17 protein-coding genes and 1 pseudogene are annotated in these 17,439 nt (G+C 35.8%); 13 read left to right on the top strand and 5 right to left on the bottom strand.

Going from position 1 to position 17,439, the window contains the following annotated elements; all coding sequences use genetic code 11:
• The first annotated feature begins 69 nt into the window (after nt 1–69).
• From ACEWFJ_RS22505 to ACEWFJ_RS22450, 12 genes are all read left to right on the top strand, one after another.
• Nucleotides 70–1,305 (top strand): anaerobic sulfatase maturase, encoded by a 1,236-nt coding sequence (locus tag ACEWFJ_RS22505; protein ID WP_473689981.1) that lies wholly within the window; start codon nt 70–72, stop codon nt 1,303–1,305.
• 186 nt (nt 1,306–1,491) lie between these two features.
• Nucleotides 1,492–2,724 (top strand): S-methyl-5-thioribose kinase, encoded by a 1,233-nt coding sequence (gene mtnK / locus ACEWFJ_RS22500; protein WP_473689980.1) that lies wholly within the window; start codon nt 1,492–1,494, stop codon nt 2,722–2,724.
• A 12-nt stretch (nt 2,725–2,736) separates the two neighbouring features.
• Nucleotides 2,737–3,783, top strand: coding sequence for an S-methyl-5-thioribose-1-phosphate isomerase (gene mtnA, locus ACEWFJ_RS22495; protein WP_473689979.1), 1,047 nt, complete (start codon nt 2,737–2,739; stop codon nt 3,781–3,783).
• A gap of 53 nt (nt 3,784–3,836) precedes the next feature.
• Entirely contained in the window at nt 3,837–4,622 is a 786-nt protein-coding gene (locus tag ACEWFJ_RS22490; protein WP_473689978.1) for a DeoR/GlpR family DNA-binding transcription regulator, read from the top strand.
• 32 nt (nt 4,623–4,654) lie between these two features.
• On the top strand, nt 4,655–5,296 hold the full coding sequence (locus tag ACEWFJ_RS22485; RefSeq protein WP_473689977.1) for an L-fuculose-phosphate aldolase: 642 nt from the start codon (nt 4,655–4,657) through the stop codon (nt 5,294–5,296).
• Between the two features lie 354 nt (nt 5,297–5,650).
• Nucleotides 5,651–5,881 carry an excisionase family DNA-binding protein gene (locus ACEWFJ_RS22480; protein WP_154713092.1) on the top strand — a complete coding sequence of 77 codons (231 nt, stop codon included), beginning with the start codon at nt 5,651–5,653 and terminating at the stop codon, nt 5,879–5,881.
• Between the two features lie 426 nt (nt 5,882–6,307).
• On the top strand, nt 6,308–6,586 hold the full coding sequence (locus ACEWFJ_RS22475) for a hypothetical protein (protein ID WP_473692651.1): 279 nt from the start codon (nt 6,308–6,310) through the stop codon (nt 6,584–6,586).
• Nucleotides 6,587–6,847: 261 nt separating this feature from the next.
• Complete coding sequence (locus ACEWFJ_RS22470; RefSeq protein WP_473689976.1) at nt 6,848–8,083, top strand: ATP-binding protein; 1,236 nt, start codon at nt 6,848–6,850, stop codon at nt 8,081–8,083.
• 320 nt (nt 8,084–8,403) lie between these two features.
• The gene (locus ACEWFJ_RS22465; protein ID WP_473692649.1) at nt 8,404–8,742 is read left to right on the top strand and encodes a hypothetical protein; all 339 of its coding nucleotides are present in this window, start codon (nt 8,404–8,406) and stop codon (nt 8,740–8,742) included.
• Between the two features lie 124 nt (nt 8,743–8,866).
• Nucleotides 8,867–9,031, top strand: a complete 165-nt coding sequence (locus tag ACEWFJ_RS22460; RefSeq protein WP_473689975.1) for a hypothetical protein — start codon at nt 8,867–8,869, stop codon at nt 9,029–9,031.
• Between the two features lie 99 nt (nt 9,032–9,130).
• A complete protein-coding gene (locus ACEWFJ_RS22455) occupies nt 9,131–10,243 on the top strand; it encodes a PRK06851 family protein (protein WP_429707880.1) in 1,113 nt (370 codons plus the stop codon).
• 250 nt (nt 10,244–10,493) lie between these two features.
• Entirely contained in the window at nt 10,494–11,270 is a 777-nt protein-coding gene (locus ACEWFJ_RS22450; protein ID WP_473689974.1) for a nucleotidyltransferase domain-containing protein, read from the top strand.
• A 41-nt stretch (nt 11,271–11,311) separates the two neighbouring features.
• Here ACEWFJ_RS22450 and ACEWFJ_RS22445 read toward each other — a convergent pair whose 3' ends face one another.
• On the bottom strand, nt 11,312–12,838 hold the full coding sequence (locus ACEWFJ_RS22445) for an FAD-dependent oxidoreductase (RefSeq protein WP_473689973.1): 1,527 nt from the start codon (nt 12,836–12,838) through the stop codon (nt 11,312–11,314).
• Nucleotides 12,839–13,372: 534 nt separating this feature from the next.
• On the opposite strand from ACEWFJ_RS22445, the gene desB reads away from it, so the two are divergent.
• Nucleotides 13,373–14,461: a Delta(10) desaturase DesB gene (desB, locus tag ACEWFJ_RS22440; protein ID WP_473689972.1), complete on the top strand. Its 1,089-nt coding sequence runs from the start codon at nt 13,373–13,375 to the stop codon at nt 14,459–14,461.
• Nucleotides 14,462–14,538: 77 nt separating this feature from the next.
• On the opposite strand, the gene ACEWFJ_RS22435 is transcribed toward desB, so the two are convergent.
• The 4 genes and pseudogenes from ACEWFJ_RS22435 to ACEWFJ_RS22420 all read right to left on the bottom strand — a co-directional run.
• Nucleotides 14,539–15,225, bottom strand: coding sequence for an amino acid ABC transporter permease (locus ACEWFJ_RS22435; protein WP_473689971.1), 687 nt, complete (start codon nt 15,223–15,225; stop codon nt 14,539–14,541).
• 93 nt (nt 15,226–15,318) lie between these two features.
• Complete coding sequence (locus ACEWFJ_RS22430; protein ID WP_473689970.1) at nt 15,319–16,104, bottom strand: ABC transporter substrate-binding protein; 786 nt, start codon at nt 16,102–16,104, stop codon at nt 15,319–15,321.
• Nucleotides 16,105–16,121: 17 nt separating this feature from the next.
• Nucleotides 16,122–16,844 (bottom strand): amino acid ABC transporter ATP-binding protein, encoded by a 723-nt coding sequence (locus ACEWFJ_RS22425; RefSeq protein WP_098309138.1) that lies wholly within the window; start codon nt 16,842–16,844, stop codon nt 16,122–16,124.
• Between the two features lie 256 nt (nt 16,845–17,100).
• A pseudogene (locus ACEWFJ_RS22420) lies at nt 17,101–17,166 on the bottom strand (BBE domain-containing protein); the annotation flags it as partial.
• Nucleotides 17,167–17,439: the final 273 nt, after the last annotated feature.

Here is a 17,439-nt window from a genome sequence, read left to right as displayed (position 1 = left end):
GAACGATTATTTATCTGTAAATGACTTGTAAAGGTTGATATTATCCCTCTAGAGAAAAGAGGTAATAAAATGGGTAAGCACACCAGTTTTCATATTTTGGCTAAGCCGACGGGCCCGATGTGTAATCTAGATTGTAAGTATTGCTATTACACTGAAAAGGAAGCTTATTTTCCTAAGGATCATTCCTTCCGAATGTCTGATGAAATTTTAGAATCATATATTAAACAGTATATCGCTTCCCAGGACACACAAGAAATTGTCTTTGCTTGGCAAGGAGGGGAGCCAACATTAATGGGCTTAGATTTCTTTCGCAAGGCTGTAGCTCTTCAAAAAAAATATGCAGATGGTAAACAAATTACAAATACAATTCAAACGAATGGAACATTATTAAATGATAGTTGGTGTGAATTCTTTTCAGCTCATCATTTTTTAGTTGGTCTGAGCTTAGACGGACCTGAGCATATTCATGACATGTACCGGATTGACCGTGGAGGGAAACCTACATTTGAATTCGTAATGAAGGCAATTGCTATGTTAAAGAAACATGGCGTAGCATTTAACATACTGACTTGCGTTACGAGATATTCCGCTTATAAACCTTTAGAAATCTATCATTTTTTTAAGCAGCAAGACATTCAATATATACAGTTTATCCCGATTGTAGAAAGAGAAGTGAATGAAGAGGCTGCAAAGTTTTCCCTGCGCCATGCAACTCCTCCTTCTTTGTTAATGGAAGAAACGGAGCAAGAAGTAACTCCTTGGACAGTAGAATCAGAAATGTATGGAGAGTTCCTTATTCAAATATTTAATGAGTGGGTTCAGCATGATGTAGGATCGGTTTATGTCATGAATTTTGAATGGGCATTAGCTTCCTGGATAGGAATCCCGTCACCGATCTGTATTTTTGGGGAAGAGTGTGGCCGGACGGTAGCTATGGAACATAATGGTGAGATGTTTTCCTGTGATCATTACGTTTATCCCGAATATCGATTGGGAAATATTACAGATGGTTTAGCAAATATAATGAATTTGCCATCACTGCTTGCCTTTGGCAAAAAGAAGCGAGATACTCTTCCAAAAGTGTGCAGAGATTGCGAGGTTCGATTCGCTTGTCATGGAGAATGTCCTAAAAATAGATTTTTAGTTTCAAATCAAAATGAACCAGCGTTAAATTATTTATGCGCATCCTATAAGAAATATTTTAAGCATATTAACCCTTATATGAAAATGATGAAGCAGCTGTTACAAGATGGATTGCCTGCTTCTTATATTAAAAAAATGAACAAGAAGCTTTTGGATACATAAAGAGCTTTTTGTTTTATATAGGAAAATGTTGACTCCCCTCCTTAACAAGCTATAATAAAAACTAGATGTTCGTTTCGAACAAAATATGATACAAAAAGAACATATCGTAGGTTGAATAAAATACTATCAATCTATTATTTTTACGGTTTTTAGAAAACGCTTACATTTAGTGTGGAGGGAGAAACCATGTCTAAGTTCACGAAGTATTTTTTAATGGAATCTAGTGATGTAATACCGTATGTGATGGAGAAGTTATCGATGTTCGAGGACGCACAGCGTTTGCGGTGCAAGGAAATTGGGGATGGCAATTTAAATTATGTGTTCCGTGTTTGGGATGAAGAGAAGGGAACTTCTGTTATTGTGAAGCAAGCAGGAGATACGGCGCGTATTTCTGATGAGTTTAAATTATCTACGAATCGTATTCGCATTGAGTCAGATGTGCTCCAGCTAGAGGGGAAGCTGGCGCCAAAGCTCGTGCCGAATGTGTATTTGTATGATGATGTAATGAATTGCTGTGTGATGGAAGATTTGTCAGATCATACGATTCTTCGTACTGCGCTTATGAATCATCAAATCTTTCCAAAGCTTGCAGATGATTTAACGACCTTTATGGTCAACACATTGCTATTAACATCAGATGTGGTAATGAATCATAAAGAGAAAAAGGAGTTAGTGAAGAATTATATAAATCCGGAGTTATGTGAGATTACAGAAGATCTTGTGTACTCTGAGCCGTTTACAGATCATAACAAAAGAAATGAGCTGTTTTCTTTAAATGAAGGCTGGATTCGAGAGCATATATATAGTGATGACGCACTTCGCATGGAAGTGGCGAAGCTGAAGTTTTCGTTTATGACAAATGCACAAGCTTTGCTGCATGGAGATTTGCATACTGGTTCTGTATTTGTAAGAAAAGATTCTACAAAGGTGATTGATCCGGAATTCGCGTTTTATGGACCGATGGGATATGACATCGGGAATGTTGTGGCAAACTTAATATTTGCATGGGCAAATGCGGATGCGACAATGGTTTCTGGGATAGAAAAAGATGCTTATATGGACTGGTTGGAGTCTACGATTACGGATGTAATTGATCTGTTTTCAGTAAAATTCTTAGAAACTTGGAATGCGCATGTTACAGACATTATGGCAAAAGAAGAAGGATTTAGTCGTTGGTATTTACAGTCTGTGCTAGAAGATACAGCGGCTATTACTGGTCTTGAATTAATTCGCCGCATTGTTGGTTTAGCAAAAGTAAAGGATATCATATCTATTGCAGATGAAGAAGCTCGTGCTAGAGCAGAACGCATTTGTTTGCAAGCTGCGAAGTTGTTTATTTTACAGGCAAGTACGCACAAAACAGGCAATGATTTTTTACAAACGTTAAAAACACAAGCACTGTCACTTAACACAAAGTAAGGAGAGAAGATTATGTCTGAGCAATTAATACCGATTCAATGGAAAGATGAAGCTTTAGTTTTATTAGACCAAACTTTATTGCCAAATGAGGTTGTCTATGAATCTTTTACAACAGCAGAGAGCGTATGGGATGCGATTCAAGTGATGAAGGTGCGCGGTGCACCAGCGATTGGGGTTTCAGCAGCTTACGGTGTGTATTTAGGAGTAAAAGAAGTACCGGAAAATTCAATAGAGCTGTTTATAAATGAAGTTGAAAAAGTATGTGCTTATTTAGCGACTTCAAGACCGACAGCTGTAAATTTATTTTGGGCGCTTGAGAGAATGGAGAACGCCGCAAAAGAAAATGTTCATTTATCTATTAAAGATTTGAAAAATAGATTGTTAGAAGAAGCAAAGATGATTCATAAGGAAGACGAGGAAATTAACCGTCAAATTGGTGAACATGCGCTTACGTTATTTCAAGATGGTATGGGTGTGTTAACGCATTGTAATGCAGGTGCTTTGGCGACAACAAAATACGGAACTGCAACAGCACCGATGTATTTAGCGAAGGAAAAAGGTTGGGATTTAAAAATTTATTCTGATGAGACGCGTCCGAGATTACAAGGGTCTACACTAACAGCGTTAGAGCTGCAGCGAGCTGGCATCGATGTAACAGTCATCACCGATAATATGGCAGCGATGGTAATGTCACAAGGGAAAATTGATGCAGTAATTGTCGGATGTGACCGCGTGGCAGCAAACGGTGATGTAGCGAATAAGATTGGAACGTTAGGAGTCTCCATTTTAGCAAAGTATTATAACATTCCATTTTATGTAGCAGCGCCGACACCAACAATTGATTTGAAAACACCAACAGGCAAAGAGATTCCGATTGAAGAGCGCGATGCTTCTGAAGTTATTAACCGCTTTGGACAATATTCAGCACCGCAAGATAGCAAGGTGTATAACCCGGCATTTGATGTAACGTCGCATGAGAATATTACAGCAATCATTACAGAGAAGGGCATTGTACGTCCACCGTTTGCGGAAAACTTAAAAAAGTTATTTCAGCAATAATAAACTTTGCATATTAGACATATAAGAAAATAAATAAAAGAGGATCGATTATCATGTCTAATTCACCAGCAGATAGAAGAAATAAAATTATTGAGATGCTTGAGAAGACGGAATACGCAGATGTTTCGTATTTAAGTGATGTCTTTCAAGTGTCATTAATGACGATACGAAGGGATTTAGAGAGGCTAGAAAAGGATGGTAAGGTTATCCGGGTCTACGGCGGTGTAAAGCTGAAAACGAAGCGTGTATATGAAGCTTCCATGGAAGAGCGGTTAAACAGTAATAAGCAAGAAAAGATGGCTATTGCGAAAGAAGCCGCAAAGCTCATTGAAGATGGTGATGTAATAGCTTTTGATGCAAGTACAACTGCGCTTGAGGTAAGTAAGTTCATTAAAGACCGTAAACGCCTTACAGTTGTAACAAATAACTTGAGCATTGCAATAGAGCTGGCAGATGCGCCTCATATTGTAGTGATTTTGCTTGGCGGCTTTTTACGAGGAAAATCATTGTCTATCATGGGGGCATCCTTACAGCAATATCTTCAATCAATTTATATTGATAAAGTTTTTATTTCAAGTAAAGGGCTAAGCTTCCATGAAGGTTTAACAGATACGGCAATAGATGAAGGGGAAGCGAAGCAGGCGATGCTGAATAAGGCAAGTGAAATCATCGTTCTAGTGGATCATACGAAGCTTGGAAAGGTTGCTTTCTTTGAAGTCTGTGATAAACAGTGCATTACAAAAATTATTACAGATGAACTCGTACCACTTACACCGATGCAGCAAGAATGTATTACAAGCTATGAAAAATATGGAATACCGGTTATTATAGCAAACTAGCCATAACAAGTGTCCCGTTGAGGAGGATGTATATGTTACTACAAAAAGAGAGAGAAGAAATTGTAGAGTATGGAAAGAAATTAATCACAAGCGGACTAACAAAGGGGACAGGCGGTAATATTAGTATTTTTAATCGTGAACAAGGCCTAGTTGCGATGAGTCCAAGCGGATTAGAGTATTTTGAGACAACGCCTGAAGATGTGGTTGTACTGAATTTAAATGGAGATGTTATTGATGGAACAAGAAGACCATCTAGTGAACTTGATATGCATCTCATTTATTATCAAAAAAGAGACGACTTGAATGCACTTGTGCACACGCATTCTCCATATGCAAAGACAATCGCATCATTAGGTTGGGAGCTTCCAGCTGTTTCTTATTTAGTAGCTTTTGCAGGTCCAAATGTGCGCTGTGCACCGTATGCAACATTCGGTACGAAAGAATTGGCAGAAGCAGCTTATGAAGAAATGATAGATCGCCGCGCTGTTTTACTTGCGAATCATGGACTAATTGCAGGGGGACATAATATTAAAATGGCGTTTACAGTCGCAGAAGAGATAGAATTTTGTGCGCAAATTTATTATCAAACGAAATGTATTGGAGAACCGAAACTATTGCCAGAGGAAGAAATGGCTGTATTAGCGAAGAAGTTTGAGACGTACGGCCAAAAATAAAGTGAAACTTCCATCAGTGGGGGCTTCATCCCCCACTGATGGTTAGTTGAACCAATCGAATCGGGCTTTTACGGGTAGTTATCCTCCACCTAGCTTCTTCGCTTTCTCTGAATCTTGAGGTGGGGGTCTTACTGCCCGTTAATGCGGGATAAATAAAATTCATCCATAATAAAAGATTAGGGATTGGTTTCCCTAATCTTTTATTTATATAGAATACAATTTGAACATATATCTGCATTGTTATCTCCCAAATATGCATTGGGTGTGGTAAAGTTTATACGAACGGAAGGCGAATTGATTAATAAAAAGGAGTAATTTCATTTACTTCGTTTATATAGGGAAGGACTGAAAAGATTGTATTTAACAATAAAAGAAGCAGCTGAATTTTTAAGTATGCCAGAATCGTATATTGAAAGCTTAATTCAACAAAAACGCATTCGTGCTGTCCATGATGGAGAACAGTACTTGCTGAATAAAGAGCAATTTAATACGCACTTAGAACAAATGGAAAAATATAAAAAGTTAGTAGAAGAAATATTAAGTGAACCAATCCCTGAAGATATAGATGTGAAAGATGAGGACTAGGACTAGTATACTTAGAAAATATGAATCAATTATTAAAACTAAAATACATGATTTTAGTCATAGAAGAAAAAAGGCTTGATTAAATAGGATTCAGAAAGATTATCCTGCTTCAGGTAAACTTATGTATGAAGAGAATGAAAAATTTATTTAAAAGTAGTGGAAGAGAGAGGACTGTTTCTAATTGTGGATGCAACGAATTAGATAAGAGTCTTCCTTTTTATTTTTAAAATAGGATTGTAGGTTATTTTTTTATCGATATAATAAAACATTGGAAACATTTTTTATTCTCAATTATATAAGCATGTAAAGGAGTTTAAGGTGAATCCAAATACTATATTATTTGAAGAAGAAATGAAAAGTGCCAAGTTATTTTTAGGGGTGTTTAATTTTGTTTATATTATTTTGCAAGAATAGCATTTTACATTAATTAATCTTAATATAAGGAATGTCCTTTTTAATATAAGTTTGTGTATGTTTATTTTACTTTTATTATCACTTGGCATATATTGTGTAAAGAAAGAAATCCTACATGTTGTGAAATATGTATATTTAATAGAATATTTATTTGGATACATTTTCTGTAACGTGTGGATGTATTTGAGAGATGATGCTGAATTGGGAAGTGGAAACTTTGTAGAAGTTGTGTTAACTTTCTTTGTTCCTCTTTTTATGAGTAAAAGGTATTTTGGGATTTTAACGTTATAAAGTACAGTGTAATTATTGCTGTATCTCAACACCCGAATGCTTTGATGACAATGATTATCTCTACTGTAGTATTGGTGGGCTTATATTTTATTAATGCGTTGTCACTCTTATGTTGAGGGAATCAATAAGGTATTTAAGAAAACAAAATTTGTTTAATGAATAACAATCTATGTTAGGAAGAATAGTTTCATAAATTTGTTTTTTTCTTATAAAATAACAAGTAGTATATAAAATTGATGCTATGTATAAAGGAGTTTTAGCGTGGACAAAGCTCATATGCTCATACAAGAGGAAATTAAAGCATTAAAGCTTTTTTTAAGTTTGTTTTATATTATTTTTTTCTCTTATGATATCATATATTATTTTATTTATCCGGCAATGAAAATAGATAATCGACCAATCGGTTTTCCAGAAGGTGGATTAGGATTTGGAATGCATATTTTCATGTTACTGTTATTGCCGATTGGAATTTACTTAATAAAAAAGAAAAATCCGTATGCTGTAAAATACATCATATTTTTCGGATATACCTTTATTGATTTACTTAATAGTATAATGATTTATCTAGGGTCCCCACAAAAATTTGCAAGTGGGAATGCGGTAGAACAGTTTCTTGTTCTGTTTTCGCCCCTTTTTGTGAATAAACGATATTTTTGGTTAGTCTCGCTCGGTATGATTGGGAAATATGCCCTTTTAGGGGTTATCTTACATATATCAACGGTTATTATTCCAATCGTATTATGTGCGATTCTCGCAATCATATCCTTTATTTTGTTAACACGTTTCAAATCGTATGTAAGTACTATTACAAAAATATTTGAAGAAGCGCAGCAAGCTGAAAAACTAGCAGTCGTGGGAAGAATGGCGACTACGATTGCACATGAGATCCGTAATCCATTAACAGCATTAAAAGGATTTACACAATTGCAGAGAGAAAAACATCCTGAAGATGCCACGTATTATAACATTATGGTGCAAGAAATTGAGCGTATGAATACGATTGTTAGTGAATTAATGGTTCTTGGAAAGCCGAAAAAGAGAGAATATAAATTACATAATATAAAAGATATTTTATCTTATGTGATTTATATTGTAGAACAGCCGATTTTGCAATACGGCATTACCATTTCGACAATGATTGATAAAACATTACCGTCTATACAATGTGATGAGAAACAAATGAAACAAGTATTTCTTAACCTTATTAAAAATGCGATAGAGTCTATGCCAAATGGCGGTAATATTATTGTGGAAGCAAATGTAGTTCATGATAATCAAATTGTAGTGAGTGTTACTGATGAAGGATGCGGAATCGATCAAGAAAAAATAGATCAAATAGGTGAGGCCTTCTATACGACAAAAGAAAATGGAACAGGCTTAGGATTAATGGTTACATACAAAATTATTGAAGAACATCAAGGTGAGATTGTATTTGAAAGCAAACTTGGTATCGGAACAAAGGTAAAAGTTATGCTGCCAGCAGTAGAGGTAAAATAAAGTGAAACTTTCATCAGTGGGGGTCTTACTACTTACTACCCGTTAATGCGGGATAAATATATGTATAAAAAAGCTCTTCTTTCAAACGGTGAAAGAAGAGCTTTTTTATACATAATTATGAGTAAATAAAGTGTAAAAGTATTGTTAAAGAGGGGACAATCTGTTTTATTTAGAAAATATTTCATTTATAAATAGAGGAAAATGTCGATAAATGACGAAATATTATGTTGGTTACGATAACTGTGTAGCTGCATATTTAAATTAATAACATACACTTCTTAGAGTACGTACGGCTAGTGTCGTAAGATATGTGAAAATTAATAATATGTTCCAATTTTAAAAATGAAGAGAAACAAGCTATGAAATGGTTTATATCATTATTTTATTCGATTTTTATATTATATGATTTTCTATATAATTATATTTTTCCAGTCTATGTTATAAAAAGTGGCACAAAACATATAAGTTTTATGGGACTGTGGTTTTATATTATTATGCTCTTGTTATTACCTGTGATGTATTATCTTTCTGGAAAAAATAAAGAATTTTCAATCAAATGCATTTGTTTTGGCACTTATATTTCACTTACGATAATAGATGATGTTGGAAGTTATTTAATGTATCCGAGAGTATATGCAAGTGGAAATATTGTAGAGTAAGCATATCATTAAAAGGAGGTGTAAATATGAAAATTCGCAAGTTAGAAAAAGTAAAAACGACAGGATGTTGGTGGTGCAACTGGCCATGGTAGGAATAAAAATGTAAATAAAAAAGGTAAATACTATGAAACTAACGTATGAATCGATAGTAACATTACATGATATAGAAATCCGTAAAAATCAAAAAAGCTACATTGTTGAAGATGCAGTGACGGGTGAATTTTATGAAATGCCTCCGATCTGTATTGATGCAATTACTATGATTCAAGATGAAGAGGAACTGTTATGAGTTTCTCTTTTTTGAATTGGAGATGGGTATTCACCTATTCTTTCCTGTTTGCATATTGTAGCTTATGTAGTGAAACTGCTTACAAAGGAGTGAAAGGCAGTGACAGGAAATATAAAAAATTATTATGCTGGCGGTAATACAGCAAGGGGATTTTACAGTTTATTTGAAGAGAACTTAACGGGATTAGACCGGTTGTTTATTTTAAAAGGTGGACCTGGAACAGGAAAATCTTCGCTTATGAAGCTGATTGGTCGTGAGTGGGTGAAGAAAGGGTATGATATTGAATTTTTACATTGTTCGTCTGACAATAATTCGATTGATGGTGTGATTATTCCGTCATTACAAGTTGGAATTGTTGATGGAACAGCGCCGCATGTTATTGAACCGAAAGCGCCAGGCGTTGTAGAAGAGTATGTAAACTTAGGTGTAGCTTGGGATTCTACTCAACTTGGGGCGCATAAAGATGAGATTATGCGTTATACATCAGAAGCGAGCAATGCGTTTCAGTCAGCTTATGCGTGTTTTAAGACGGCGCTAGAGATTCATGATGAGTGGGAGAAGTTTTATATTGATCATATTGATTTTGAAAAAGCAAATGAGCTGACAGAACAGCTCATACAGCAATTTTTTAGTGATAAAACGTGTACGAAACAAGCAAATGTGAAGCATCGTTTTTTAGGAGCCGCAACGCCAAAAGGAGCAGTTGATTTTGTTCCAAATTTAACGGAAGATGTACCGAAGCGTTATTTTATAAAAGGGCGTCCTGGTTCTGGGAAATCGACGATGTTAAAAAAATTAGCAGCGGCAGCTGAAGAGAAGGGCTTCGATGTTGAGATATATCATTGCGGCTTTGATCCAAATAGTCTTGATATGGTTATTGTAAGAGAGCTTGGCTTTGCAATTTTTGATAGTACAGCACCTCATGAATATTTTCCAACCCGTGAGAGTGATGAAATCATTGATATGTATGAGCTCATTATTGCACCGGGAACAGATGAGAAATATGCAGTAGAAATTCAAGATGTATCAAGGCGCTATAGAGAAAAAATGAATGAAGCGATGTCCTATTTAGCGAAAGCAAAAACTGTACGTGACAAATTAGAGAAAATTTATATTACAGCGATGGATTTTGACAAAGTGGATTCGTTTAAAGATGAAATTCAAGCTGAGTTTGAACGGATTGCAGAGAAAATAGCACAAGAGCAAAAATAACCCCTTGGCTTCCAAGGGGTTATTTTTTTGAGATCTTATCCTGCTTAACGAGGAAATGACATGTAATAGTGTTTTTTAGGAGTGGTGTTTGAAGGTATAGTTGAGAAATGAAGAATCTTCTTCATTGATATTTACTACATACATAGGGAATTTGTATATGTATGTTATCGCAGATGCCATACTAAAGGCAGGTGTTTTGGATTCGGTGTCGAATTTCCGAGGAAATGATAGAAAAATGAGAGTGATAAATATGAGAGAAAAAATTCAATTAGAGCTACAACGAATTGAAAGCGAAAATGACGTAAAGATTCTCTTCGCTGTTGAATCCGGAAGCAGGGCGTGGGGATTTCCATCAAAAGATAGTGACTATGATGTCCGTTTTGTATACGTACATCGAATGGACTGGTACTTATCAATTGAGCAAAAGCGGGATGTTATTGAGTATCCAATCAGCGATGCCCTTGATATAAGTGGCTGGGAACTCCGTAAAGCATTACAGTTATTTTCTAAATCGAATCCAGCTTTGTTAGAGTGGATTCTTTCGCCAATTGTATACGTTAAGAAATCAAATCTTCCGGAGCGTTTGCAGGAAATGAGCAATCATTTTGATCTAAAAGCAACGATCTATCATTATTTACATATGGCATCTAAAAACTATCGCACGTTTTTGCAAGGGGAAGAAGTAAAGCTAAAGAAATACTTTTATGTATTACGTCCGATATTAGCTTGCAGATGGTTAGAAGAGAAAGGGACATTGCCGCCTATTGAGTTTGAAAGATTAGTGAATGGATTAGCCTTGGATGCAGACCTTTTGAAAGAAATTGAGGAATTGCTTGAGAAGAAAAAAGCAGGTATCGAGCTGGATGTTGGACCAAGAATTGCGACATTGAATGAATTTTTAGAAGGACAGATTACGTATTACGAGGAGTATGTGAAGAGTTTAGAAAAGAAGGCAGTTATAGATATTGAGCAGTTGAATATACTGTTTCGGGATATGCTACATCAAAGCTGGAAAGAGCACCGATAATATTGGTGCTCTTCCTTGGTAAAGGTTGTACATTAACAGTACTACATATCTTCAATTCTCTTTAACGCCTTATCAGCCGGCCCCTCAATCACGTCTCCCTGAATCGAAAACCGCGAACCATGACAAGGGCAATCCCACGTGCAATCACCACTATTCCATTCCACTTCGCAGCCTAAATGTGTACAAGTTGTATCGACAATGTGAAGTTTGCCGTCATCGTCTTTATAAGCACCAGCACGTTTCCCATTTACTCTTACGACAGATCCTTCTCCATTTACGAGATCTTCTGGTTTACGAAGCGCAAATTCCAGTTTTCCTTCAATTAAATGTTTTGCTACGTCGAGATTTTGAATGACGAACGTTTTTATATCTGGATTTGTATGGAATCGTGATGGTGCGTAAAGTTCTTTATATGGGCTATCGACTTTCATAATGGACGCTTTTAGTAATAAAGCTGCCGCAGTTCCATTTGTCATCCCCCACTTACGGTAGCCTGTTGCGACAAAAATGTTAGGATTATTTTCATTGATGTGTCCGATATAAGGAACTTTATCGAGTGTAATTAAGTCTTGCGTTGCCCATCTATATGGAATTTCTTCTATGCCAAAGGTTTCTTCGCCAAATGCTTGCAGTGCTTCGTAATGTTTCATCATGTTAATGCCTTGTCCTGTTTTGTGGCTTTCACCACCAATTAACACCAATTTTTCATCACCCATTGTTGTGTAGCGAAGGGAACGCTTCGGATTATCAATACTTATATACATTCCTCCTGGATATTCTTGTTTTGTTTTTACACCGAGGACATAAGAGCGCTCTGCATACATTCTTGCAAAGAAAAAGCTGTTCGCATCATAAAACGGAAAGTGCGAACAAGAAACGACATAACCACAGGTGATTCGATGTCCGTCTCTTGTAATGACTTGCAGATAAGATCCTTTTTCCACATCAACTGCAGTTGTGTTTTCGTATATAACACCGCCGGCTTCAATGAATTGTTCGACAAGCGCTGCTAAATAGCGAAGCGGATGAAACTGTGCTTGATTCTTTATAACAAGTGCCGCTTTGATAGGAATTGGAAGCGGGATACTTTCTATGTATTCGCCAGGGATATTAAGCTTTTTGTATGCTTCTAATTCTTTCGTTAACTTGTGTAGATTGTCGGTTGAATTCGTATAGAGATAAGCATCTTCTTCTGTGAAATCACATTGGATATTGTGCTGTTGTACGGTATCTTTTATAAATTGCCGTGCTTTATCGTTTGCTTCGTAATATAATCTGGCTTTCTCTTCCCCAAAATTGCTAATTAGTTCATCGTAAATAAGATCGTGTTGGGTTGTAATCTTTGCAGTTGTATGTCCAGTTGTTCCGTTTAAAATATTTCCGGCATCAATTAATGCAACTTTGATTCCTTCTTTGGCAAGTAAGTACGCTGTTGTAATGCCAGTGATACCTGCTCCGACGATGGCAACCTCTGTTTTTATGTTCTCAGTTAGCTTTGGGAAAGTAGGAAAGCTAGTAGAATCCCGCCAATATGGTTCTGGAAATCTTGGAAGTTGTTCATGTTCCATATGAATGCACCTCGTATTCTAATCATTTTCTTTTACTTAATTTTTCCAATAACCAAAATTTCATGTGTCAAAAATAAATTATTTTAAAATAATAAATTAACAGAGATTCTGTATATGATTCTTTGTTTTAATTTTCTTGACATAACACAGGACAAATAGGGTTAAGTATAGTATCCTTCACAAAATTAAGTGTTTGGTAACAAGGTGATGAAGAATTGGTATGGAGTGTAAATGTTGGTAAATAAGCATTTTTTCTTTAGTAACATAGGAAGTGATTATGAAAATATAACCAACTTTTATTACTAGGTCATAAAAGTTGTTGACAATATAGAAAGTCTACTGATATGATTCATCTAGTGGAAAGGTTGATAAAGAGTAAAAAGAGAAATATTTTTCAATGAATAATAATTGTAAGATTAAGTGAGCATAATTTTCTTTGGGAAAGAAAATTTTATAATAATAGTAATATCAATCTGGAAACGACAATCGATGTATGCAGGGTGCGTAAGCGCGGCATGAAAAGGGGGCAAAAGAATGAAGGATCTTCATACGTTTGGATGGTATGCAGCACGTGTATCACCGCATTTGCCAAAGAAGGCATTTAAACCAGTCCCAACTCGTTTGTTTGGTGGACTAGCCTATTTACTTATTACGATAGCGGGATTTTTGACAATTGGTTTATTAGATTTGAACGTGTGGGCTAATCTTGGAATTGCAATCGTTCTAGGATTATGTTTTGCATCTATGGGATTTCTTGGACATGAAATTTTACATGGTACAGTAGTAAGAAAAGCTTGGCTGCGAGATTTTCTTGGAGCAATTGCGTTTCTGCCACTATCAACTGGACCAAAGTTGTGGAGAAAGTGGCACAATTTGACTCACCATGTGCATACACAGCATGAGGAGAATGATCCGGATGCGTGGCCAACGATGGAGAAGTTTAAGAAAAGCAAATTTTTACGTTGGGTATATCGCATGCCGTTGCATGTTCGTTCTTTCTTTAGCTTTCTATCGTTAACGCTTCAATTTACAGTGCATTCGTCTCGTATGTTCGCTCTTTTTATAAAGGAATTTAAACCAGAGAATAAAAAATCTGTATGGTTCCAGCTTCTTTTACCATGGACAGTGTGGATTAGTTTATTGTTTATTATGGGTCCTGCAAAATGGTTTTTTGCTTATGTTATTCCATTATTAATTGCAAACGCTATTGTAATGGGATATATCGCAACAAATCACCGTTTGAACCCGATTGTTCCTGTAAATGATCCACTTGCTAACTGTTTATCAGTAACAGTGCCGCGCTGGGTAGACGTATTACATTTTAATTTCTCATATCATACAGAACACCACTTGTTCCCAGGTATGAGCTCAAAATACTATCCATTAGTAAAAGAGAAAATTAAAGAAATGTGGCCAGAGCGCTATCATGAAATGCCGATGGGGAAAGCATTAGCTACACTTTGGAATACACCGCGTGTGTACCACCAAGGTAGCGAGTTAATTGATCCGCATAAAGCGCATTTATATGGCTCTTTAGGGAATGGATTAGATCCTGCGAATATTGAATTTCGTGAGGAAAATATAAAAGAAGTAAAAGAAGTAAAAAATGTAAAAAACGGCTAAAATATATGTTGTTATTAGAATCAACTATGTTTATATAATAATGATAAAAGCACGAACTCATGAAGAGTTCGTGCTTTTTACATAGGGATTTCTTTTTGTTTAGCGGGTTGTGTGTGATTCATATTTTTCCGTGCTAATCGTTTTTCAAGAAGATGAACGAAGTACGTAAATAGAAGAACGAGTGCAAGGTAATAGATGCTGACGACAATATATGTTTCAAGTTGCTGAAAGTTTGCAGCAGCTTCAGAAAGCCCGGATCCCCATAGCTCAGACATTCCTACATAGGCAACGAGAGAAGAATCTTTTAAGCCGATAATGAACTGATTACCAAGTGGCGGAATAGATAAACGAAATGCTTGAGGCAAAATAATACGTCGCATTGCTAATGGATATGTCATTCCTAAAGAGCGGGCTGCTTCGAGTTGGCCGCGGTCCACAGACTGAATGGATCCTCTGAAAATTTCAGTAATATAGGCACCGTTATGAATAGCAAGGGCAATAGCGCCAGCCCAAAAAGGTGATAATACAATAACAGATGTAATTCCAAAATAGAGAATCATAATTTGTACAACTAACGGTATACCACGAATAATAGCAATGTATACATGCGCAATTCCATTTAAGAGTTTACTATTTGAAATACGAAAAAAAGCAAATAATAGTCCAACTAGGCATCCAAGTAATAAGGAAGTTATTGTTAATTGTAGTGTCAGAACAATTGCTTTTAGGAACGTTGGATATGTAGATATGAAAATATCGATCATTAGTATCACCTCTATATGAGTTGATTTTCATTTTACGAATATGATAGCAATGCCCCAATGAAAGGTGCGGGGCACTACTTATGCACAAAAAATCTATTCTGCTTTCTCACCTAGAATGTTACGACCAAACCACTTTTTACTGATTTTTTCATACGTACCATCTTGAATGATTTCATCTAATGCTTTATTTAATTTTTCCATTAATTCTTTATCATCTTTGCGAACTGCAATGGCCATTTCATCAAGAGATAATGGTTTACCAGCATCTTTTATATTTGATTTTCCTTCTTTCATCATACGAAGACCTACCATTTGATCTGTGACAACAGCATCAATTCGTCCTGGTTCTAAATCCATAAGAGCTGTAATGTCGCTATCGTATTCTGTAATTTGATCTGTCTGCTTGGCAACAAGTGTTTTGAATGTACTTGCTTTTACGACACCTACTTTTTTCCCTTTTAAATCTTCAGCGGAGGAGATTGATGTGTTATTTTTTGTAACGAAAATTTGTGCCCCAGAGCGATAATATGGATTCGTAAAATTAACTGCTTTGAGACGATCTTCTGTAATGGCCATACTTCCTAGAATTACATCATATTTTTTTGCTTGCAGACCTTGTATGAGTGTTTCCCAAGGATTTGTTACAGGAACAGCCTTCATATTCATTTTTTTAGCAAGTGCCTCACCAATTTCGACGTCAAAGCCGACAAGCTTGCCGTTTTCTTTATAGTTAAACGGCTTATATAAACCACTCATTGCATAGCGAAATTCTTGCTTTCCATCTGCTGATGTAGTGCTACTTTCTTTACTACAGGCACTTAATACTAAAGAAGCACATAATGCAATCGCTGCTATTACTTTAAGCATATGTCGTTTCATAAAGACTCCTCCAATGTTTATATAATGTTTCGTAAAAATTGCTGTGCGCGTTTATTTGACGGAGCGGTGAAAAACTGTTCTGGAGGTGCATCCTCTACGATTTGTCCGTCATCCATAAAAATGATGCGGTCAGCTACATCACGGGCAAATCCCATTTCATGCGTGACGATAATCATCGTCATACCTTCTTTTGCGAGGTCTTTCATAACTTGTAGTACTTCTCCGACGAGTTCAGGATCGAGAGCTGAGGTAGGTTCGTCAAATAGCATAATTTTCGGATTCATTGCGAGTGCTCTTGCAATAGCAACTCGTTGTTTTTGGCCACCTGATAAAAGATCGGGTGTTACGTTAGCCTTATCTTGCAATCCGACTTTTCCTAACAATTCGTAGGCAATGCTTGTTGCTTTTGTTTTGTCTAACTTCTTGACGTGAATAGGAGCTTCAATGATGTTTTCTAGTGAGGTCATATGAGGAAATAAATTAAAATGTTGAAAAACCATGCCGACATCTTCTCGAACTTTGTTTAGATTTGTACGTTTTGGATGGATTTGTTCACCCTGTATCGAAATTTCTCCATCATCATACAGCTCTAAGAAATTTAAGCAACGCAGTAATGTACTTTTCCCTGAACCGCTTGCACCAATTAAGACGACAACTTCTTTTTCTTGCACGTGTAAATTGACGTTTTTGAGCACGCTTAAAGAACCAAAAGATTTTGTCAGATTTTGAACCTGTATCATGCATCTCCCTCCAATGAAATCCAGGTGTATAAAAATACCTTGTTCTTGGTAATTAGTCATAAATTGTCATATTCCTTTATTTTTCGTTAAAAATTTAAGGGGATTATAACTGGTCGTATATTACACAGTGTCATTGAGAGAAATAAGTATTTACTTCAAAATTTAATTATTTATTTTAAAAATTGATATATCTATTTATGATAAAAAATATAGATAACAACATATAGAAGGAAGAGCGATGTATCATTCTTCCTTTTTATTTTTTTGTAAGCGGTGGAATGCTTTGAGGAAAACGAAAGACATTATGATGGTCATATCTTGCTTACAGAAGTGCAATGTTATTGGAATGTAACTCGATAGTGATTGCGCTTTTTGTTGGATAGAATGAAATTAGGCAGGAAGGCCATCAAAAAAGAACAGGTTACTGCTGTAGTTAAAGAAAACGAAAACTATAAAAATATTTTTTTGAAATAAAGTTGAATAGAAAAGTTAAAAGGAGATTAATTGATATAAAAAAAATAGTAGGGCTTGGATTAGCAGCAGCGATTTCAATGGGAGCCAATATAATTGGCTCTCTTTTTTATAAATTATAGAA

It is taken from the genome of Bacillus sp. EA-CB0995, assembly GCF_055814245.1.
This window is presented reverse-complemented; position numbering and strand designations above follow the sequence as displayed.